This is a genomic window from Aquabacterium sp. (genome assembly GCF_049274795.1).
Taxonomy (GTDB): domain Bacteria; phylum Pseudomonadota; class Gammaproteobacteria; order Burkholderiales; family Burkholderiaceae_C; genus Aquabacterium.
Map to the genome: position 1 here is coordinate 13,745 of NZ_JBASTH010000082.1, position 20,569 is coordinate 34,313.

The 20,569-nt window shown below is 67.4% G+C and carries 17 protein-coding genes, 1 pseudogene and 1 riboswitch; of the genes and pseudogenes, 6 read left to right on the plus strand and 12 right to left on the minus strand.

From position 1 onward, the window contains the following. Nucleotides 1-16: 16 nt before the first annotated feature. The 3 genes from metF to ahcY all read right to left on the minus strand — a co-directional run bounded on the left by metF (nucleotide 17) and on the right by ahcY (nucleotide 3,201). Nucleotides 17-865 carry a methylenetetrahydrofolate reductase [NAD(P)H] gene (metF, locus tag WAQ08_RS13050; RefSeq protein ID WP_422192014.1) on the minus strand — a complete coding sequence of 283 codons (849 nt, stop codon included), beginning with the start codon at nucleotides 863-865 and terminating at the stop codon, nucleotides 17-19. Further along, nucleotides 862-1,656, minus strand: coding sequence for a TlyA family RNA methyltransferase (locus WAQ08_RS13055; RefSeq protein ID WP_422192015.1), 795 nt, complete (start codon nucleotides 1,654-1,656; stop codon nucleotides 862-864). The genes metF and WAQ08_RS13055 overlap by 4 nt, the downstream gene beginning before the upstream one ends. A 96-nt stretch (nucleotides 1,657-1,752) precedes the next feature. Beyond that, nucleotides 1,753-3,201 (minus strand): adenosylhomocysteinase, encoded by a 1,449-nt coding sequence (gene ahcY / locus WAQ08_RS13060; RefSeq protein ID WP_422192016.1) that lies wholly within the window; start codon nucleotides 3,199-3,201, stop codon nucleotides 1,753-1,755. Nucleotides 3,202-3,332: 131 nt separating this feature from the next. After that, a riboswitch (S-adenosyl-L-homocysteine riboswitch) is annotated at nucleotides 3,333-3,452 on the minus strand. A gap of 217 nt (nucleotides 3,453-3,669) precedes the next feature. Between ahcY and WAQ08_RS13065 the strand changes: the two genes are divergently transcribed. Then, nucleotides 3,670-4,704 (plus strand): putative solute-binding protein, encoded by a 1,035-nt coding sequence (locus WAQ08_RS13065; RefSeq protein ID WP_422192017.1) that lies wholly within the window; start codon nucleotides 3,670-3,672, stop codon nucleotides 4,702-4,704. A 51-nt stretch (nucleotides 4,705-4,755) separates the two neighbouring features. Here the strand turns inward: WAQ08_RS13065 and WAQ08_RS13070 are convergent, their stop codons facing one another. Then, nucleotides 4,756-5,826 (minus strand): diguanylate cyclase, encoded by a 1,071-nt coding sequence (locus tag WAQ08_RS13070; protein WP_422192018.1) that lies wholly within the window; start codon nucleotides 5,824-5,826, stop codon nucleotides 4,756-4,758. A gap of 40 nt (nucleotides 5,827-5,866) precedes the next feature. Then, the gene (locus WAQ08_RS13075) at nucleotides 5,867-6,970 is read right to left on the minus strand and encodes a GGDEF domain-containing protein (protein WP_422192019.1); all 1,104 of its coding nucleotides are present in this window, start codon (nucleotides 6,968-6,970) and stop codon (nucleotides 5,867-5,869) included. A gap of 658 nt (nucleotides 6,971-7,628) precedes the next feature. Between WAQ08_RS13075 and WAQ08_RS13080 the strand changes: the two genes are divergently transcribed. Next, on the plus strand, nucleotides 7,629-9,254 hold the full coding sequence (locus WAQ08_RS13080; RefSeq protein ID WP_422192020.1) for a peptide chain release factor 3: 1,626 nt from the start codon (nucleotides 7,629-7,631) through the stop codon (nucleotides 9,252-9,254). A gap of 64 nt (nucleotides 9,255-9,318) precedes the next feature. After that, nucleotides 9,319-9,534, plus strand: a complete 216-nt coding sequence (locus tag WAQ08_RS13085) for a hypothetical protein (RefSeq protein WP_422192021.1) — start codon at nucleotides 9,319-9,321, stop codon at nucleotides 9,532-9,534. Nucleotides 9,535-9,598: 64 nt separating this feature from the next. Here the strand turns inward: WAQ08_RS13085 and WAQ08_RS13090 are convergent, their stop codons facing one another. After that, the gene (locus tag WAQ08_RS13090; RefSeq protein WP_422192022.1) at nucleotides 9,599-10,858 is read right to left on the minus strand and encodes an HD-GYP domain-containing protein; all 1,260 of its coding nucleotides are present in this window, start codon (nucleotides 10,856-10,858) and stop codon (nucleotides 9,599-9,601) included. Between the two features lie 308 nt (nucleotides 10,859-11,166). Between WAQ08_RS13090 and WAQ08_RS13095 the strand changes: the two genes are divergently transcribed. Next, nucleotides 11,167-12,714, plus strand: a complete 1,548-nt coding sequence (locus WAQ08_RS13095; RefSeq protein WP_422192023.1) for a methyl-accepting chemotaxis protein — start codon at nucleotides 11,167-11,169, stop codon at nucleotides 12,712-12,714. 19 nt (nucleotides 12,715-12,733) lie between these two features. Here WAQ08_RS13095 and WAQ08_RS13100 read toward each other — a convergent pair whose 3' ends face one another. Genes WAQ08_RS13100 through WAQ08_RS13110 form a run of 3 tightly spaced genes read right to left on the minus strand, consistent with a single transcriptional unit; the run spans nucleotide 12,734 to nucleotide 16,166 of the window. After that, on the minus strand, nucleotides 12,734-13,564 hold the full coding sequence (locus WAQ08_RS13100) for an acetoacetate decarboxylase family protein (protein WP_422192024.1): 831 nt from the start codon (nucleotides 13,562-13,564) through the stop codon (nucleotides 12,734-12,736). After that, nucleotides 13,549-14,973, minus strand: coding sequence for an acyl-CoA dehydrogenase family protein (locus WAQ08_RS13105; protein ID WP_422192025.1), 1,425 nt, complete (start codon nucleotides 14,971-14,973; stop codon nucleotides 13,549-13,551). The genes WAQ08_RS13100 and WAQ08_RS13105 overlap by 16 nt, the downstream gene beginning before the upstream one ends. Further along, nucleotides 14,970-16,166, minus strand: coding sequence for an acyl-CoA dehydrogenase family protein (locus WAQ08_RS13110; RefSeq protein ID WP_422192026.1), 1,197 nt, complete (start codon nucleotides 16,164-16,166; stop codon nucleotides 14,970-14,972). The genes WAQ08_RS13105 and WAQ08_RS13110 overlap by 4 nt, the downstream gene beginning before the upstream one ends. A 118-nt stretch (nucleotides 16,167-16,284) precedes the next feature. On the opposite strand from WAQ08_RS13110, the gene WAQ08_RS13115 reads away from it, so the two are divergent. Next, nucleotides 16,285-17,307: an AraC family transcriptional regulator ligand-binding domain-containing protein gene (locus tag WAQ08_RS13115; RefSeq protein WP_422192027.1), complete on the plus strand. Its 1,023-nt coding sequence runs from the start codon at nucleotides 16,285-16,287 to the stop codon at nucleotides 17,305-17,307. A 9-nt stretch (nucleotides 17,308-17,316) separates the two neighbouring features. Here the strand turns inward: WAQ08_RS13115 and WAQ08_RS13120 are convergent, their stop codons facing one another. The 3 genes from WAQ08_RS13120 to metK all read right to left on the minus strand — a co-directional run bounded on the left by WAQ08_RS13120 (nucleotide 17,317) and on the right by metK (nucleotide 20,139). Then, on the minus strand, nucleotides 17,317-17,718 hold the full coding sequence (locus tag WAQ08_RS13120; protein WP_422192028.1) for a hypothetical protein: 402 nt from the start codon (nucleotides 17,716-17,718) through the stop codon (nucleotides 17,317-17,319). Beyond that, nucleotides 17,715-18,422 carry a DUF433 domain-containing protein gene (locus WAQ08_RS13125; RefSeq protein ID WP_422192029.1) on the minus strand — a complete coding sequence of 236 codons (708 nt, stop codon included), beginning with the start codon at nucleotides 18,420-18,422 and terminating at the stop codon, nucleotides 17,715-17,717. The genes WAQ08_RS13120 and WAQ08_RS13125 overlap by 4 nt, the downstream gene beginning before the upstream one ends. A 532-nt stretch (nucleotides 18,423-18,954) precedes the next feature. Continuing rightward, on the minus strand, nucleotides 18,955-20,139 hold the full coding sequence (gene metK / locus WAQ08_RS13130) for a methionine adenosyltransferase (protein ID WP_422192030.1): 1,185 nt from the start codon (nucleotides 20,137-20,139) through the stop codon (nucleotides 18,955-18,957). A 243-nt stretch (nucleotides 20,140-20,382) separates the two neighbouring features. Between metK and WAQ08_RS13135 the strand changes: the two are divergent. Then, a pseudogene (locus WAQ08_RS13135) lies at nucleotides 20,383-20,569 on the plus strand (lysophospholipid acyltransferase family protein); the annotation flags it as partial.

A 20,569-nucleotide genomic window follows, 5' to 3' on the forward strand; every position in this document is an offset into this window, starting at 1 on the left:
CGAACAGGCCGGTGGCTCAAAGCCCCAGCCGCTCGCACAAGGCCTTGACGGGCCCTGCCTGGTTCATCGTGTAGAAGTGCACTCCAGGCGCCCCGCCCTCGCGCAGACGCTCGCACAAGGCACTCACCACATCCAGCCCGAAGGCCTGGATGGAGGCCTTGTCATCGCCGAAGCCCTCCAGGCGCGAACGCACCCAGCGCGGGATCTCGGCGCCGCACGCATCCGAGAAGCGGATGAGCTGGCTGGCATTGATGATGGGCATGATGCCCGGCACCACGGGGATGCTCACGCCCGCCTTGGCCACGTCGTCCACAAAGCGGAAGTAGGCATCGGCATTGAAGAAGTACTGCGTCAGCGCGACATCAGCGCCAGCGCGCACCTTGGTCACGAAGGCCTTCAGATCGGCCTCGGGGTTGCGGGCCTGCGGGTGCATCTCGGGGTAGGCGGCCACTTCGATGTGGAAGTGATCGCCGCTGTCCTCACGGATGAAGGCCACCAGCTCGCTGGCGTAGCGGAACTCGCCGAAGCCACCGTAGCCGCTGGGCAGATCGCCGCGCAGCGCCACGATGCGCTTGATGCCATCGGCCTTGAACTGCGCCAGTTGCTCGCGCACGCTGGCCTTGCTGGCGCCGATGCACGAGAAGTGCGGCGCCGCATCGATGCCTTCGCCCAGGATGGCGCGCACGGTCTGGATGGTGCCGTCTTGCGTGGAGCCGCCGGCGCCATAGGTCACCGAGCAGTACTCGGGCTTGAGCGCGTACAGCTGCTGGCGCACCGCCGTGAGCTTGTCGGCGCCTTCGGGCGTCTTGGGCGGGAAGAACTCCAGGCTGATGGGCCAGGCGCCCTTCGGGGTCGTTGCTGTCATGTTGACGTGTCCTTGCCGGTGGGCCGCGCCCACACGAAGAATTCGCGGTTGCCGTCGCCACCAGCGATGGGGCTGTCGAAATAATCCACCACCTGCAGGCCCTGCCCCACGCAGGCCTGCTCGATGCGCTCACGCACCTCGGGGTACAGCGATTCGTCCTTCACCAGGCCGCCCTTGCTGATCTGCCCCGGCTGCAGCTCGAACTGCGGCTTGACCAGCATCAGCAGGTCGGCGCGCGGCAGCAGCAGCGTCGCCAGCGCCGGCAGCACCAGCGTGAGCGAGATGAAGGACAAATCCCCCACGATCAGGTCGAAGCCGCCGTCAAGCTCATCGGGCGCCACGCCGGCCGCGCTCAACGCGTCATGGCTGAGCTCGCGGGCATTGAGCCCTTCGATCACACGCAGGCGGTCCTGCCCTCGCAGGCGCGGGTGCAACTGGTCATGGCCCACGTCCACCCCCACCACCAGCGCCGCGCCACGGGCCAGCAGCACCTCGGAGAAACCTCCGGTGCTCTGCCCCACATCCAGGCATCGCGCGCCCAGCACATCGAGCCCGTTACAGTGGTTCAGCGCTCCTTCGAGCTTGAGCCCCGCGCGCGACACCCAACGCGTCTCCGCGTTGTCCGTCACGCGCAGCTCGGCCCCTTCGGGCAGCACCTCGCCGGCCTTGCGCACGGCCGTCCAGCCCTGCGGACCCTGCCATTGCGCCGCACCACCATCGATCAGCCGCTGCGCAGCCGACCGCGTAGGCGCGAGCCCTTGCTTGACGAGGAGTTGATCTGCTCGAGTCATCGCTTAAGTGTTCAACCTCCATCAACCGCGGAACCGGCTTTGCCGGGCCGCAGGTTGGTGCCCCCTTGAGGGGGCGGCCGAAGGCCGTAGGGGTGGTCAGTACCGATAGGTGTCGGGCTTGTAGGGGCCGCTCACCGGCACACCGATGTAGGCCGCCTGCTCTTCCGTCAGTGTCGTCAACTGCGCGTTCAGCGTGGTCAGCTGCAGGCGCGCCACCTTCTCATCGAGGTGCTTGGGCAGCACGTAGACCTTGCCGGCCGCGTACGCATCCTGGCGCGTGAACAGCTCGATCTGGGCGATCGTCTGGTTCGCGAAGCTCGACGACATCACGTAGCTGGGGTGGCCCGTGCCGCAGCCCAGGTTCACCAAGCGGCCCTTGGCCAGCAGGATGATGCGCTTGCCGTCCTTGAAGATCACGTGATCGACCTGGGGCTTGATCTCTTCCCACTGGCAGTTCTGCTCCAGCTTGGCGACCTGGATCTCGTTGTCGAAGTGGCCGATGTTGCAGACGATGGCGTTGTTCTTCATGGCCGCCATGTGCTCGTACGTGATCACGTCCTTGTTGCCGGTGGTGGTCACGAAGATGTCGGCCTTGTCGGCGGCCCAGTCCATGGTTACCACGCGGTAGCCTTCCATGGCGGCCTGCAGGGCGTTGATGGGATCGATCTCGGTGACCCACACCTGGGCGCTCAGGGCGCGCAGGGCCTGGGCCGAGCCCTTGCCCACGTCGCCATAACCGGCCACCACGGCGATCTTGCCGGCCACCATCACGTCGGTGGCGCGCTTGATGCCATCGACCAGGGATTCACGGCAGCCGTACAGGTTGTCGAACTTGGACTTGGTGACCGAGTCGTTCACGTTGATGGCGCGGAACAGCAGCGTGCCCTTGGCGCTCATCTCGTTCAGGCGGTGCACGCCCGTGGTGGTTTCCTCAGTCACGCCGATGATCTGGGCGCCCTTGCGGCTGTACCAGGTCGAATCAACAGCCAGCTTGGCCTTGATGGCGGCGAACAGGATGCGCTCTTCGTCGCTGCCGGGGTTGGCCAGCACGGAGGGATCGGTCTCGGCCTTCTTGCCCAGGTGCATCAGCAGGGTCGCGTCACCACCGTCGTCCAGGATCATGTTGGGGCCTTCGCCCTCGGTGCCCTTGGCGCCGAAGTCGAAGATGCGGTGGGTGTAGTCCCAGTAGTCTTCCAGCGATTCACCCTTGTAGGCAAACACGGGGGTGCCAGCCTCGACCAGGGCGGCGGCGGCGTGGTCCTGCGTGGAGAAGATGTTGCACGAGGCCCAGCGCACGGTGGCGCCCAGGGCTTGCAGCGTCTCGACCAGCACGCCGGTCTGGATGGTCATGTGCAAGCTGCCGGTGATGCGCGCGCCCTTGAGGGGCTGCGTGGCGGCGTATTCCTTGCGGATGGCCATCAGGGCGGGCATTTCGCTTTCGGCGATGGCCAGTTCCTTGCGGCCCCAGGCGGCCAGGGACATGTCGGCGACAACGCACTCGACGCCCTTGTGGTCAGTGATCAGATTTTTGGACACAGCGTTCATGGACAGAGCTCCTAAGGATTCAGAAGCCGCCGTGCGCTGCCGGGGATACGCGGAGCTGACCGCCGATGACTGCAGATGGCAGGACGGAAGCGGAAAACCCGGCGCAAACAACTCACCCAGCGGGGACACATGCGGGGTGAGCGCCGTTGCAAAACGTGCGTGTCAAGCCTGGGGCCCCGCCTCTCTCTTGTCTCATGCAGCACTAAAACCGCTTGAATGAGAGGGTGGGCCTTGCAACGCTCCTCGACACGAACCGTTATTGTAGGGCTTGCATGGCACGTTGTGCATGTTCGGGTGCGCTACATTTTTGAACGCACCTACCCCCGGAGGCAGGGGGAACCTATTCGGGTTGCCCCTGTCGTATCACGAACGCCATCTGGCGTTGAATACGAGCGGTGCACACCCCTGTGCCACCGCCGACTTGGTGGAGGCCCCTGTATGCAATCGAATCAGAGATACCGAGAGACTATGAAAATCAGCAAGCTTGCCCTGGCCACCGCGGCCCTCGTGGGCATGGTCGGCGCCGCGTCGGCCAAGAACCTGGTGTGCGTCTGGGACGTGGCCGGCAAGACGGGTGACGTCTACAACGCCGCCATCGACTACGGCGTGGCCATGCAGAAGAACGGCGTCGACATCGAGCTGAAAAGCTACGTCGATGAGCGCGTGGCGGTCGAAGACTTCCGCGCCGGCCAGTGCGATGCTGTGGTCGCCACAGCCTTCCGTACCAAGGCCTTCAACTCGGTGGCCGGCTCGATCGACTCGATCGGCTCGTCCACGGTGGTGCGCAACAACAAGATCGACATTCCGGCCAGCTACGAAGTTGTGCGCAAGGTGATCCAGCTGTTCGCCAGCGAGAACGCGGCCAAGATGATGGTCGAAGGCAACTACGAAGTCGGCGGCATTTTCCCGCTGGGCGCGGCCTACCCGATCGTGCGTGACCGCTCGATCAACTCGGTCGAAGCCCTGTCGGGCAAGAAGATCGCGGCCTTCGACTACGACAAGGCCCAGGGCGCCATGATCCAGAAGATCGGCGCGCAGCCTGTGTCCGTGGACGTGACCAACATCGGCCCGCGCTTCAACAACGGCTTTGTGGACATGGTCACCCTGCCGGCCGTGGCCTACAAGCCTTTCGAACTGTACAAGGGCATCGGCACCAAGGGCGGCATCGGTCGCTTCCCGATCATGATCCCGACGGTGCAACTGGTGTTCAACAAGAGCAAGTTCCCCGATGGTTTCGGCCTGAAGTCGCGCCAGTACTGGGCCGGCCAGTTCGACCATGCGATGAACCTGATCAAGAAGGCCGAAGCCGGCATCCCGGCCGCGACCTGGGACGATCTGCCTGCCGAGAACATCCCCAAGTACGTGCTGATGCTGCGCGAAGCCCGCATCGACATCGCCAAGCAGGGCATGTACAACAAGCAGACGCTCAACATCATCAAGCGCGTGCGCTGCAGTGTGAACGGCTCGGATGCCGAATGCGCCAGCAAGAACGAACTCGAGTGATCCGGGCCCTGCCCGACGCCTGACCTGAGGCCCGCCCTGTGCGGGCCTTTTTCATGCCGGGGCTTCTTCGGGCAAGGTGTCCGCCCGCACCACCCGGTTGCGGCCTGCGTGCTTGCCCGCGTACAAGGCCGCGTCCGCCCGGGAGATGGCTTGCTCGGGTGATGCCCCCTGCCCCTGCTGAGCCACGCCCAGCGTCGCCGTGACCACGCCGCCGCCAGGCAGGCGCAGCGCCGCCACCGCTAGCCGCAGGCGCTCGGCCACCACCGCCGCGGCGCCCTCGTCGGTGTCCGGCAGCACGATCAGGAACTCCTCGCCGCCCCAGCGTGCCAAATGGTCGACCTCGCGCACGCCATGGCCCAGCGCCGCCGCGACCTGCACCAGCACCTGGTCACCCACCTCGTGCCCATGCTGGTCGTTGATCGCCTTGAAGTGGTCCACATCGGCCAGCACGAAGCTCAGGGGCCGCGGCTCACGTTGCTGGCGCCGCTCCTCCAGCGTGATGCGCTCGCGCAGAGCGCGGCGGTTCAGCAGGCGCGTGAGCGGATCGGTCGTCGCCAGTTCGCGCAGGCGTCCCTCGGCACGCACCACCAACCGGAAATAGATGGTCGTCAGCAAGGCCAGGATCACCATGGCCGAGACGATGTTGAAGTAGTGCAGGCCGTTGAGCACGGCGTGGCTCAGCGCGTAGGGCGGCACGGCATGGCGGAACAGCACGTCCAGGGCCACATAGCCCGCCATCACCCCCAGAGCGAAGGTCCATTTCAGCCACTCGCGCGTGTCGGTGTTGACCAGGGCCACCGGCACCACCAGCATCACGTAGTAGTGAAACCCGCTGTCCCAGCCCACCAGGCCCACGGCCAGCGCCGCATGGCACATCACCTCGGCCCCGGCCAGCAGCAGCCCGGCCAGGATCTGCTTGCGGATCATCAGGAGGGTGCACAGCCCGTACAGCAGCATGCTGGCCACGTTCACCCAGGCCATCACCGGCACGCCAGACCACCAGAACAGCAGGCTGAAGGCACCGTGCATCAGGCCGGCCAGCACCGAGGCGCCCACCAGCAGGCCGAGGAAGGCCTCGGCGCCAGAGGCCCCGGCGATGCGAGCGCTGGAGGCGGGGGACATCGTCTTGGCTGGCGTACGCGGATGCCGGCGTGGCGAGGGCTCAGCCCTGCAGCACCGGTGTCGACGCCTGGGCGCCGAGCACCACGCGGTTGCGGCCCGCGTGCTTGCCCTCGTACAGGGCCTGGTCGGCACGCGATATGGTGCTTTCGGACGTTTCGTCCGGGTGCCGGGCGCTCACGCCGAAGGTCATACTGATGTGCAGCTCCTCATGGCCCACCTTGACCCGCAGGGCCTCGATGCGCTGGCGCAGGCGCTCGGCCACCATCTGCGCCTCCTGGGTGCCGGCACCGGGCAGCACCAGCAGGAATTCTTCACCGCCCCAGCGGGCCAGGTGGTCCACCTCGCGCACCCCGTCCGAGAGCACGCGGCTGACAGCCTTGAGGACTTCGTCACCCGCGTCATGGCCGTAGGTGTCGTTGACCAGCTTGAAGTGGTCCAGATCGCACAGCACGAACGACATCTGGGTCTGCGCGCGCTGCATGCGCAACTCCTCGTCGCGGATGGCCTCGATCACGGCGCGGCGGTTGCGCAGTTGGGTGAGGGGGTCGGTGGTGGCCATGGCGCGCAGGTTCGCCTCGGCCTTGGACATGAGGTAGTGGTAGTAGCCGGCGAGGAAGATCAGGATCAGCACGGTGCCCAGCACGTTGAAGTAGTGCAGGCCGTCGAGCACCGTGTTCGGCAGCGCCACCAGCGGATCGCCGCGCAGCAGCAGCATGTCCATGCCCAGGTAGATGGCAGTCAGGGCGGACACGACCAGCACCTTCAGCGCAAGGGGGCGGAAATCGGTGATCACCGCCACCGGGATCACCAGCAGGATGTAAAAATGGAAGCCCGAGGCCCAGCCGATCACCCAGACCGCGAGGATGGCATGGGCCACCACCTCCACGGCTGTGACCAGCCAGCACAGGCCGATGCGGCCCGTGTGCGCCAGCCAGAAGGTCCACACGTAGCACAGCACGCTGCCCACGTTGATGATGGCCATCGCCTCCACGCCGGCCCAGTGAAACAGGGTCAGGAAGGCGATGTGGGTCAGCCCGGCGACCATCGCAGTGCCCTTGAGCAGCAGACGCAGGGCGTCGGATGCCTGGACGGGCTCGGAGGATCGAGAGGCTGGAATGGGGGATGCCCTAGGAATTTCGACCATGGCTCGGTGTGTCTCGGTTCGTCCTGGTTCCCCGTTGCATCGTGCACACCCGTCCTGGTGAATGCAGGACACCCGCAGCGGGACTTCTGATGCCACGGATATCGGCGGTGCTCGCCCTGGCTTGAATGGGGGCCGACCCGCAGGCTCGACGCCCTGTCGCCCGGACAATCTAGGCCTCCAACAGGGAGCAATTCACATGTCCTCAGGACGGTGTCATCGCGGACAGGCACCTGGCCGGTGCAGGGACCTGGGCACGTGCCTGCTGGCGGCTGCTGCTCATCGGGGGCGGCCTGGCCTGCCCGCCGGCACTGGCTGCGTTGCCGGCGCCCGAGGACACGAGCAACCGAACAGCGTTCACCGAAGCGCATCAAAGCGTACTGACCAAGGCCCGGCGCTGCGCGCCACCTGGTGGTACCTGCGCGCCCGCCGCAGCACCGGCTGCCTGCAGCAGGTGGCAGATCGTGCTGCGCAGCAACCGCCCGAGGCCTGCGCCGACCTGGCAGGGGTGCGGGCATGTCTGGGACCGCCCCTCCCGCCCCGTTGAGGGGAATCTACCCACGCCGGACGCCGGGGCGTCTAAAATAGAGGGTTGTTCGGTCAGCTCTCGGCCGCCCCGCCCGCCGCCTTTGCGGCCCGGGCACTTCGCAAGGAATTCCCCATGTCCCGCGGCTCCATCGCCGACGAGGTGAAGGCCCGCCGGACCTTCGCCATCATCTCCCACCCCGACGCCGGCAAGACCACGCTGACGGAAAAGCTGCTGCTGTTCTCCGGCGCGATCCACATCGCCGGTGCCGTGAAGGGCCGCAAGGCCTCGCGCCACGCCACGTCCGACTGGATGGAGATCGAAAAGCAGCGCGGCATCTCGGTGGCCTCCTCGGTGATGCAGATGCTGTACCGCGAGCACGTGGTCAACCTGCTGGACACCCCGGGCCACAAGGACTTCTCGGAAGACACCTACCGGGTGCTGACAGCGGTCGACTCGGCTCTGATGGTGATCGACGCGGCCAACGGCGTGGAAGCCCAGACCAAGCGCCTGATCGAGGTCTGCCGCCAGCGCGACACGCCCATCATCACCTTCGTGAACAAGATGGACCGAGAAGGCCGTGACCCGGTCGAGTTGCTCGATGAAGTCGAGCGCGAGCTGGGCATGCCCTGCGTGCCGATGACCTGGCCCGTGGGCCAGGGCAAGACCTTCGGCGGCATCGTGAACCTGCGCACGCAGAGCATGCGGCTGTTCAGCGCCGGCGCCGACAAGCGCGGCGAAGACGATGAAGTCGTGCCGCTGAGCGAGCGCGACAAGCTGCACGAGCGCTTCGGCCACGACTGGGAGCTGGCCGAGCAGAACATGGAGCTGATGGAAGGCGCCGCGCCCGCGTTCGACCTCGATCTGTTCCTGGCTGCCAAGCAGACCCCGGTGTTCTTCGGCTCGGCCGTGAACAACTTCGGCGTGCAAGAGATCCTGGACGCGCTGGTCGATCTGGCCCCCGCGCCTCACCCGCGCCTGAGCACCGAGAAGGACGGCTCCAAGCGCGAGATCGACCCGGGCATGGAGAACTTCTCCGGCGTGGTCTTCAAGGTGCAGGCCAACATGGACCCATCCCACCGCGACCGCATCGCCTTCGTGCGCGTGTGCTCGGGCCAGTACGTGCCGGGCATGAAGCTCAAGGTGCAGCGATCAAGCAAGGAACTGCGGCCCACCAGCGTGGTGACCTTCCTGTCGCAACGGCGTGAGGCTGTGGATGAGGCCTTCGCGGGCGACATCATCGGCTTCACCACGCACGGCGGCGTGCAGCTGGGCGACACCATCACCGATGGCATCACCCTGCAGTACACCGGCCTGCCCTTCTTCGCGCCCGAGCTGTTCCAGACAGTGGAGCTGGCCAACCCGATGAAGAGCAAGCAGTTGCAGGCCGGGCTGATGCAGCTCGGCGAGGAAGGCGCGATCCAGGTCTTCCGGCCTGAAGCCGGTGGCTCGATGCTGCTGGGCGCCGTGGGCCAGCTGCAGTTCGAAGTGGTGCAGCACCGCCTGAAGGCCGAGTACGGCGTGGACATCCGCCTGATGCCCTGCCGCTTTGTGGGCGCGCGCTGGATCACGGCCGACACGCCCGAGGCGCTCAAGAAGTTCACCGACGAGAACGCGTCGAAGCTGGCCCTGGACGCCGCCGACACGCTGGCCTACATGATGACCTCGGCGTACGACCTGCGCCTGACGGCCGAGCGGCACCCGCTGGTGCACTTCCACCCGCTGCGGGAGCACGCGGGGCTGAGCCTGTCGAGCCAGTGACTTTGTGACGGCTCGCAGCATCCCCCGGTTTCCACTGCGTTGCCGAGGTCTCCGTGTTGCACCCATGGCGTCTTGCCGGGCCCTGGGCCCCACGCGCTGCGTCGCGCCTGATCGTGTCGTCCGCCCTGGCCCTGGGCTGGCCCCTGCCGCCTGGGCTGCGGGCACCGGTACGAGCAGCACGGACACCACCAGCACGGTATCGGCCGAGCCGGCGCGCGTGATCGTCAAGCTCAAATCAGGCCGGCTGGGCGGTGCGATGGATCCGATAGGCTCGCGCTGATGGGGATGGTGGCCTGCGCGCTGGCGGCACGCCGGATGGCCCGAGGCCGAAGCCGAAGCCGCGTTCAGTGCCCGCCGATCCAGTAATCGTCCAGGTTCTTGAAGCCCCAGGCAGCAGGCGACTCCCGCGACACGATCTGGTCACTGCAGCCGCGCGCGCCCAGGTCCAGCAACTCGGGCATCAGCCGCTCATTGGCCTTGGTCGAGAAGAACACCTTGACCAGCGGCGTGAGCAGCGAGCCCTCGCCCTGGTCCACCACCACGCCCAGCCGGCCTGATTTGAGCTTGACCAGCGAGCCCGTCGGGTAGATGCCGATGCTCTTGACGAAGGCCTGGAACACCGGCTCGCTGAAGTGGCCGTCCTTGGCCCACTGCGCCATCTTCTGCACGGATTCGGCCGGGTCCCAGCCTGCCTTGTAGGGCCGGTTGGAGGTGATGGCGTCGTACACGTCGCACACCGCGCCCATGCTGGCGAACAGGCTGATCTGGTCGCCCTGCAGGCGGTGCGGGTAGCCGGTGCCGTTGATCTTCTCGTGGTGGTGCAGGCACACATCGAGCGGGATCGGACCCACCCCGCGGCCCTCCACCAGCATCTGGTGGCCGGCCTGCGGGTGCCCGCGCATGATCGCGAACTCGGCCTCGGTGAGCTTGCCGGGCTTGTTGAGCACCTCCAGCGGCATCATGGCCTTGCCCAGGTCGTGCACCAGCCCGGCCAGGCCCGCCTCGCGGGTGTCCGATTCGCCGAGCTTGAGCTGGCGCGCCAGCGACACCATCAGCGCACACACGGCCACGGAGTGCATGTAGGTGTAGTCGTCGCTGGTCTTCAGGCGCGCCAGGCTGACGATGGCGCCCGGGTTGCGTGAGACGGAGCGCGTGATGTCGTCCACCAGGGGCAGGCAGTGCTCGGCATCCACCGCCTTGCCCATGCGCACGTCCTGGAACATGGTCTTCATGGCGCCGCGGGCCTCGGCCACGATGCGCGAGGCGCGGGCCACCTCGTCCTGCAGGCTGACCTGCTGCTCCAGCGGGGCCAGGTCGAGCAGGTCGGCGTGCACCGTGGGCGGGAAATCGGCCTGGGGCAGGTCGCCGTCGTCGGGCAGGTCGATGTCGTCCAGCAGCGTGGTGGTGGCCAGGCGGGCCACGTCCAGGCCTTTGTCGGTGTCGATCCAGACCTCGCGCACGGGGCTGTCGAGCAACTGGTCGAGCTGGCGCTGGTCCGCCAGCTTGAAGGCCTTGCGCCAGAAGGGATGGTCGATCCACGAGCCGCACAGTTCGTGCACGTGCATGCCCAGGCGCAATTGGTGGGTCGGAATCTTCTTGAGCATGGCGAAATGGCCTGCGTGGCGGAACAGCCCGTGCGAACGCGCGCGGGCCCTCCCCCGGGATGCTAACGATTTCACGCCCGCGTGCGGCGAAAGTCCTGTTGCTTTGCGCACGCTTTTTGACCGATCGCAGAGCGGAATGCGGCTTCAGATCCACAGGGCGACGGCCGATATGCCCTCTTGTAGTCGCGTCGTCTGGCCTGTCATGGATCTGGGCGACGCCCGGCCCGGTCGCTCCCCGACACCTGGCCGTGCTGTCATCCCGGGGCCGCGGCGCACCACCCCAGCGCCATCGACGAAGAAGGACCACCATGGGCAAGAACCTTGGTATCGGAGGCAAGTTGTGGCTGGCCGTGGCCACCCTGGTCGTGGCCATGCTCAGCATCGTCGGGCTGGCCGCCTGGCGTGCCGGCAGCCAGCAGGCATTGGCCGAAGCGGAACTCAAGGTCAGCGACCTCAAGCTCAAGACGGCCAGTGAATGGGCATCTCTCAGCGAAGTGGCGATGGTGCGCAGCACCGCCTCCAACCTCAGCGCCGACCCGGTCGTGACCGAGTCCTTCGCCAAGCCGATCGCCGATGCGATCGCGCGCATCACCGCGCTGCAAAAGCAGGTGCAGGAGCTGCCACTCACGGAGCGTGACCGCGCCCAGTTGGAAAAGATCGCCGCCCTGCGCAAGGACGTGGTGGGCCTGGGCGAACGCATCAAGGCCATGAAGGCCGATGGCCAGATCCTGGAATCGCAGTCGGCGCTGAAGGAGAAGTTCCTGCCCGCCACCCTGGTCTACATGGCCGCGCTGCGCGAGTTCGCCACGCTGCAGGAAGAAGCCGGCGCCGAGGTGCGCGCCAGCATCGCCACCGGCCGCCGCACCACGGTGCTGATCGCCGGGGTGATGGTGCTGGCCGTGCTGGCCTGCACCATGGTGGGCGCGCACTTCCTGATCCGCGCGATCAAGCAGCCGCTGGACCAGGCCATCGGCATCGCCTCACGCATCGCCGAAGGTGACCTGAGCACCAAGATCGACACGCACCGTACCGATGAATTCGGCCAACTGATGGCAGCGCTGCAGACCATGACGGGCTCACTGGCCCGCCTGGTGAGCGAGGTGCGCCACAGCACCGACGGCATCTCCACCGCATCGAGCGAGATCGCCACGGGCAACCAGGATCTGTCCAGCCGCACCGAGATGACGGCCTCCAGCCTGCAGGAAACGGCCTCGTCGATGGAGCAGCTCACGGGCACCGTGCAGCACTCGGCCCAGTCGGCCCACCAGGCCAACCAGTTGGCCGGCACCGCCAGCGAGGCCGCTCAACGTGGTGGCGCCGTCGTGAGCCAGGTGGTCGATACCATGCAGGAGATCGCCACCTCGTCCAAGAAGATCGCCGACATCATCGGCGTGATCGACGGTATCGCCTTCCAGACCAACATCCTGGCGCTGAACGCCGCGGTGGAAGCCGCCCGCGCCGGCGAGCAGGGCCGCGGCTTCGCGGTGGTGGCCGGCGAGGTGCGCACCCTGGCGCAACGCTCGGCCCAGGCCGCACGCGAGATCAAGAGCCTGATCGTGACCTCGACCGACCGTGTCGACTCCGGCGCCAAGCTGGTGGGCGAGGCCGGCAGCGCGATGGACGAGATCGTCTCGGCCATCCAGCGCGTGACGGACATGATGCGCGACATCAGCGCCTCGGCCTCCGAGCAGAGCGATGGCATCGTGCAGGTGAACCAGGCGGTGACACAGCTCGACCAGATGACGCAGCAGAACGCGGCGCTGGTGGAGCAATCGGCAGCGGCGGCGGAAAGCCTGCGGGAGCAGGCACGCCGCTTGTCGGGCGCGGTGAACGTGTTCCGGCTGGCTGCGGCCTGATCTTGATGATGAGGCCGGTTCAGCCCATGGGCTGGCCGGCCGGCAGGCGTGACTGGAAGCGCTCGGTGGCCATGGCCAGCCAGGGCCGCGCGCCATCGAGCCCCAGTTCACGGATCACCTGCGCCATGGGATGGGCGCTGCCGCCCGTGCGCAGCCGCAGGGCCGGGCGCACATGGGCCTGCCCGCCGCCCCGCACCCGCACGGGCGTGCGCAGCCACTGGCCCTCATGGTGCGAGTACAGCAGCGGGCTCACCGAAGGGCCCGGCAGGCCCGCGCCCAGGCGCCCTTCCAACCTCAGGATGGCCAGATCGGCCCTGTAGGGGTGCCTTGGGTCGTGCAGCACGATGCGCGCCTGGCCCGGCGTGTCCTCATAGGCGATGGGCGTGACGAACTTGGGCAGGCCCCAGATCTCGCGCCCGGCCGCACAGGCGGCCTCCGTGTCCACCGGCAGGTGCAGCACATGGAAACCCAGTTGCCGCGAGGGGCTGTCCACATCCGTCAGGGTCTGCAGCCAATGGCGCAGCGTCGGGCGCACGCCTGGCGGCAGCACGGGCACGGCCAGGCCGATCTCACGGTAAGGGCCGATGCTGGTGTCCTGGTAGTCGTAGCAGGCCAGCGCCACGAGCGCGCGCCCGCCGATCTGGCAACCTGGTGACAGTGCCCCTGCGCCCTTTTGCACCAGCACACGGTTCACCCGCTCGGTGGGCACCATGAAGAAGGCGTTGAGGTTGCGCGTGCGCCGGTACAGGATGGGCAGTTGCACCGGCCCCGTGCTGGTCTGCACCGTGGTGGCGGGCACGTCGAAGAAGGGATCATCGCCCTGCGGGGCGAAGCTCAGGCTGTGGCGCATGGGGTGTCTCCATCGTGGCGGGCCGAGGCGGCCAGGGCGGCGAAGGCCTCCTGGTGGTCCTCGATCACGGCCAGCCGGTTGATCTGGTTGGTGCCTTCGAAGATCTGCGTGACGCGGGCGTCGCGGTAGAGCTTTTCCAGGCGGTGGCGGTGCAGCACGGCGTGCTCGCCCAGCAGGTCCATGGCCTGCTCGATCACGCGCATGGCGGTGTCGGTGTTGTGGAACTTGGCGGCCGAGGCCACGGCCTGGCGCGGCGACCAGCTGCGGGCGCTTTGCCACACCAGGGCACGGGCGGCGCTGGTGGCGGCCATCATGTCGGCCAGCGCGAGCTGCACATCCTGGAAGTCGATCAATGGGCGGCCACCCAGGCGCTGGGTGCAGGCGTGGTCCACCGCGATGTCCACCGCCGCCTGCGCCAGCCCCACGGCCATGGCCGCCACGGGCAGGCGCGAGAGGTTGAGCGTGGCGCGGTTGAGCGACCAGCCACCCCGCAGGCCGCCCACCACACAGGCATCGCTCACCCACACGTTCTCGAAGACCAGATGGGCCGCGCTGGAGGCGCGCATGCCCATCTTCAGCTCGGTGCGCGCGGCCCGCAGACCGAGGCTGGCCTGATCGACCAGGAAGCAGGTCCACGAGTCAAAGCCCTCGCCTTCCAGCGCGGCGAACACGATGATCTGGCGGGCGATGTCGCCACCGCTGATGAAGACCTTGTGGCCGTTCAGGCACCAGCCATCGCCCTGGCGGCGCGCGACCAGACCAGGGCGGTTGGTGGCGGCGCCATGGCCATCTTCCGCATCGGAGCCAGCGCCCGGCTCGGTGATGGCGAAGGCGAACAGGTGCGGCTCACCACGCAGATTGGCCTGGGTGGCAGGGCGCAGGGCGCGCCACATCAGCGGCAGCTGGCCCGAGGCCAGGATGGGCCCCATGCCCAGGAAGTGCGCGCACAGCAGCAGCATCAGGCCGCCACAGGCACGGGCGAACTCCTCCACCTTCAGGCAGGTGCGCCAGACCATGGGGTACGGTGCGTCCAGCCAGTGGCAGCTGCCGATGGGGGCTGGCAGCAGGTCGCTGAGCCAGCCCTGGCGGCCGGCTTCGCGCAGGATTTGAAGTGCCTCGGGCGGCACCTCGCCAACGGGTGAATGCGGCAAGGCATCAATGTGCAGGGCTGCTGGCGCCAGATGCGTCTGGGCAAAGGCGCGGGCGCGGGCGCGGAAGCGCTGCAGGCGCCATGGCAGGCTGGCGGTGTCGGTGTCCCAGGTACTGCGGGGGGCGTAGGCCAGCAGCCAGCGCACCTTGGGGTCCAGCGCCTGCAGGGCGTGGCGGGGCGACAGGGCATGGTCGGGCGGCAGGTGGCCCGCGATGTTCAAGGGCTGCGCGCTCGCGCCCAGGGGCCAGGGCGCGTTCATGCGGCCAGCCCCGTGGCCAAGGCTGCTTCACCAGCGTGCCAGCCCATGGGTTGGGATGCCTCCCAGGCGGCCACGCAGGTGCGCAGCTCGGAGGGCGAGCCGCCCAGCAGGCGCAGGTGGTTCACATCACGCACGGCCTTTTCCAGGCCGCTGTCGCGCATGTAGCCCTGCCCGCCGAACACCTGCAGGGCTGCGCTGGCCCCATGGGCCAAGGCCACCTGGCAGCGCGCACGGTCACGCCAGCGCGAGGGCAGATCCGGCCAGGGTGCCCTGGGCTGCACCGCCGCGGCCAGGGCCTGCGCACTGCCCTGCACGGCCTCATAGGCCTGCTGCAGCAACTGCTGCACGGCCACGTGGCCCAGGATGGTCTGCCCGCCCTGCCGGCGCAGCGCCGCGTGCTCACGGGCCATGGCCCAGGCGAGCTGCACCACGGCCTCGCTGATGGCCTGCAGGCCCAGGCTGTGCAGGGCCTGCAGACGCACCCACGCCTGCCGAGCCTGCTCGCCATCCAGGCGGGGTGACGTGGTGGATGCACAGGCGATCGCCTGCGTGTGCAGTTCATCCAGGCCATGGCTGTGGGGCAGCGTGTCGACGCGCACCTCCGCGCGCGTCAGGCGATGCCAGCCCCAGCCCTGCAACGGCGACCACACCGGCAGCCACAGCACCTGCCAGTCGGGCAGCGCATGCAGCAGGCGAGGTGCGGCCGGCGTGGGCCAGGCCCAGTTGTCGGCCATCAGCGTGGCCTGCTCGGGCCCCAGAGGCTGCCCCTGGCTGGCGGGCCAGACAGCGCCCCGCCCCAGGCCATGCCTCCCCTGCAGCGACAACATCCCCGCCTGCGCCGGTACCAGGCCGGTGGCGCGATCCAGGCGGGCAGCCAGGGCCTGCAGATGCAATTGCAGCGCCAGGCCCGCGTTGTGATGCGCCACCGCCCGCAGCACGTCCAGCGACAGCGCGCGCTGCACCGGGTCCTCATCGTCATCCCACAGCCCGCCGGCCGGCGCCTGACCGCGGTTGAGCAGCCCCTGATCGGCCAGGCTGCCGATCGCCCCACGCACGGTGTCGGGCGACATCGGGTGCTCGGGCCGTTGCACCCGCAGGCCGATGATCTCTGCCGCATGGCGCTGCACGGCCTGCAGCCAAGCACGCGCTTCGCCTTCGTCCAGGCGGAAGATGTCGTCATCAGGGGTGTCCATGCGGCGGATGCTAGGCAGGCCCCTCAGCCACGGCCATGACCATAGCGGCAGGTGATTGACCATTGCGGCCAAACCCCGATGCCAGACCGGATCCTGGCGGGCTATGCTGGCCGACGCCATGTGGCCCTCCATCGCCCCTCAACGCGCACTTTCCATCCTGGCCGTGGCCGATCTCGTCGCCTGGCGGCGCGGGCTTGGCCACGACACCCAGGCCCTGCTGCAGGGCACCGGCATCAGCGAGGCGCAACTGGGCGATCCGGAGGCCCTGATCACCCCGCTGCAGGAGCAGGCCTTCTTCGGCAACTGGGTGGCGCAGGCCGACCGCGCCGACTGCGGGCTGGAGGTGGGCCAGCGCTACCGCCTGATGCACTTCGGCCACCTGGGCCTGATCCTGCCGCACGCGGCCACGCGGCGCGAGGCCATGGCGCTGTTCCTGCGCTTCATCAACCTGAGCTACACGCACTTCACGCCCGAGGCCGACCTGGCCGCTGGCCTGCTGCGCTTGCGTGGCGGCGAGCACCTGGGCCCGCTGCGCCGCTTCTACCTGGACCGCGACGTGGCCTTCACCGTGGGGCTGCTGCGCGCCTTCTTCAAGGATGGGGAGGCGCCGCCGCTGCGCGTCCGTTTCGACAGCAGCGTGACGCCCAGCGAGGTACCCCGCTACGAAGCCGTGCTGGGCGTGGCCGTGGAGGTAGGCGCACCTGTCACCGAAGTGGCCATGGACCCATCCCGTCTGGACGAACCCATGCCCGAGGCCAACGCCCTGATGGTGCGGCTGCTGCAGCCCCAGTGCGAGGCCCGCGCGGCCCAGGTGATCGGCTCACGCCCCGTGAACTGGGCAGAGCGGGTGCGGGAGGTGTTCCAGCAGCACGGCGCACAAGGGCCCTGGCCGGATGGTGGCGACGTGGCACGGCGCCTGCGCTGCAGCGAGCGCACCTTGCGCCGCCATCTGGCCGACGAAGGCCAGAGCCTGCAGGCGCTGTCCGACGCGGAACGCTCAGGCCGTGCCGCGCAGTGGCTGCGCCAGGACAACGCCCGCCTGGACGACATCGCCACCGCGTTGGGCTACAGCGAGGCGGCAGCCTTGATCCGCGCGTACAAGCGGTGGTTCGGGCATCCGCCGGGGATGGACCGACGGTGAAGCCAGGCCTCAGAGGCTCAAGAACTTCTTGCCTGAGGTATGCCTCCAGGGTATGCGATGGACACCCCCTTCGATCAACCGCGCATGCTCCAGCACTTGAGGCCACCACAAGATCAGACGAGAGGATTTGATCCAGAAGGGGTGACTTGACCATTGTGGGTCGAGCACATACACCGTATGCCCAGCCCTGCGAAGCGCTTCTCGCTCTGCGCCTCGGCTCTTGGCGAACTTGTCAATGCTGACGACGTACCAGCCTTTGCCCAACCCTTCGATCCAATCAAGGTCCGGCGTGCTCGGCGCAAACAGGTCTGTCAGATGGCAGACCTGATCCACATCGGGCTCACTGGCACACAACTCTCGTACAGCATGAGCCAGGTCCGGAGGACGGTTGTTGTCGAAGAGAAAGTTCACGCAGCCAGTTTTTGCTCGAAAGCCACGGCCGCTCTGACTGCTTGCGGTGTGACCCTGTACAGACGCGCAACACGCTGCGCATCGCCTTGCTCGGCTTTGAATGCCGCCGCCAGTGTGTCCGTGGGGACCCCCGCATCAGCAATGATCGGCTCCCCGAACTGAAGCGCGGGATCCAGGACGATCAATTTGCGCTTGGGTTCAGGGTACCAGCGAAGTGCTTGAGCATCTGCACCGTACTCGATGCCTTCGATGAGGCTCGGCCTGATGACGGATTCGATCGCGAACTGGCGATTCCTCACATCCAACATCCTCGCCTCTTCGCCCGCGCGCTCAACCGCCTCCAGGAATATCTTGCGGCCATCGGTCACGAACCTGCGCGCGTGCAAGGGATAGTCGCCTAGGTACTGACGAGCAACGTCGATGGTTTCGCGCACGACTCGCAACGAAACGCCGCATTGGACAAAGCGGGCCACGGTCCGCAGTTCCAGCAGATCCTTGAATCCAAGCACCTGCTCACTCGCCAAATCATCGTCTGCAGCGTACTGCAATGGCCACAAGGGCTCCGAGGACCGTCGACCGTCCTGATGTTTCCAGGAATAGCCTTTGAGCCATCGCCTGACGGTACGCACGTCTTCTCCTACAAGGCGCGAAGCCCTGTGCAGAGGGTAAAGCCCTGTGCCAAGAAGTTGATGTGATTGATCCATGCACACTCAGTGTAATGCTTGCCAGCAAAGGCCGACCAGATGGCACAGAGTTGCGCTAGCGATATCTGTGCATGCCCGGAGCAAGGCGAAAAGGGCTGGGGCGGTGCCTGGCCGGGCGCCTTGTTGGCGTCGCAGGCGCGCAGGGAGGGACAGGTCTGCCCCTGGCCTGTGGCCAGGGGATGGCGAGCATGTTTGAGCCCGCAGGGCGAGTTGCGCAGCCACCTGTCCTGGACGAGCACCGGAGAGCAGTCACGCCACAGGCGTGACCGCCAACATTGAAGCCCGGACAGGCACCGCCCCAGCCCCGCCTTGCGGTGTTACGCCAAAGCGCGACGACAAGCAGCCGCAAACAAAAAGAGCCACCACCGCGCAAGCGATCATGGCTCCTTCGTCACCAGGGCCTTGTGGCTGCGGCGGATGCTGGCCTTACAGACCAGCCGCTGCACGCAGTTCCGCCGCTTTGTGGCTGCGGCGACATCGCTCACGCGATGCCGCCTCGCCGCAAGGCCCAGGGAGCCCCGCTGCGCGTGTCTCAGCCTTTCAGGCCTGCTGCGTCCCGCAGCACCTGGGCCTTGTCCGTCCGCTCCCACGAGAACTCCGGCTCTTCACGCCCGAAGTGCCCGTAAGCCGCTGTCTTGCTGTAGATCGGACGCAGCAGATCCAGCATCTGGATGATGCCCTTCGGGCGCAGGTCGAAGTGCTCGTTCACCAGCGCGGCAATCTTCTCGTCGGAGATCACGCCCGTGCCTTCGGTGTAGATGGTCACGTTCATGGGTTTGGCCACGCCGATGGCGTACGCCACCTGCACCTGGCACTGCTTGGCCAGGCCGGCGGCCACCACGTTCTTGGCCACGTAGCGGGCAGCATAAGCGGCCGAGCGGTCCACCTTGGTCGGATCCTTGCCGCTGAACGCGCCGCCGCCGTGCGGGCAGGCGCCGCCGTAGGTGTCCACGATGATCTTGCGGCCCGTCAGGCCACAGTCACCCTGCGGGCCACCGACCACGAAACGGCCGGTGGGGTTCACCAGGTAGCGCGTGTTCTGCAGCCATTCCTTGGGCAGCACGGGCTTGATGATCTCTTCGATCACGGCCTCGTTGAACTCGGGCTTCATCTTGTCGCCCAGGCTCCACTCGGGGGCGTGCTGGGTGGACAGCACCACGGTGTCGATGCTGTGCGGCTTGCCATCCACATAACGCATCGTGACCTGGCTCTTGGCGTCCGGGCGCAGGAACGGCAGGCGGCCATCCTTGCGCAACTGGGCCTGGCGCTCGACCAGACGGTGCGCGTAATAGATCGGCGCGGGCATCAGCTCGGGCGTCTCGTCGCAGGCGTAGCCGAACATCAGGCCCTGGTCGCCCGCGCCGATGTTCAGGTAGTCGTCGCTGGCGCGGTCCACGCCCTGGGCGATGTCGTTCGATTGCTTGTCATAGGCCACCAGCACCGCGCAGCCCTTGTAGTCGATGCCGTACTCGGTGTTGTCGTAGCCGATGCGCTTGATGGTGTCGCGCGCCACCTGGATGTAATCCACATGGGCGTTGGTCGTGATCTCGCCGGCCAGCACCACCAGGCCGGTGTTGCACAGGGTTTCGGCGGCCACGCGCGAGACGGGGTCCTGCTCGAAGATGGCGTCGAGGATGGCGTCGGAGATCTGGTCCGCCACCTTGTCGGGATGGCCTTCAGAGACGGATTCTGAGGTGAAGAGGAAATCGCTGGCCACGTGTGTGTGCCTCCAATTGGCAAAGTTGACGAACTGAACCTCGGCGTCGCCGGGGCTGGGGAGAGTTCCTGTCGTCACTCTGGGCAGCGGCGAACGCTTTAGCGGCATTTATGAATCGCCCCGCAAGTTGTTCCTTTAACTCGGCGATGGCGCAGTGTAGCGGAAACGCCCTGCCCCATCGCCTGACATGGGCCTGATGCGCGCAGGAGTACCGCGCCCGCAGCACCAGTAAGATCCGGCCCCATGTCCCGAGTGTTCTTCGTGCTGGCCCGCTGGCCGCTGGGTGTGCTGTACCCGCTGGGCAGCCTGATGGGCTGGCTCGCCTATGCGCTGTCGCCCACCTACCGCCGCCGCCTGGCTGCCCATGCCACCCAGGCGGGCCTGAGCCGCCGCCAGCGCTGGCAGGCCGTGGCCCACGCCGGGCGCATGG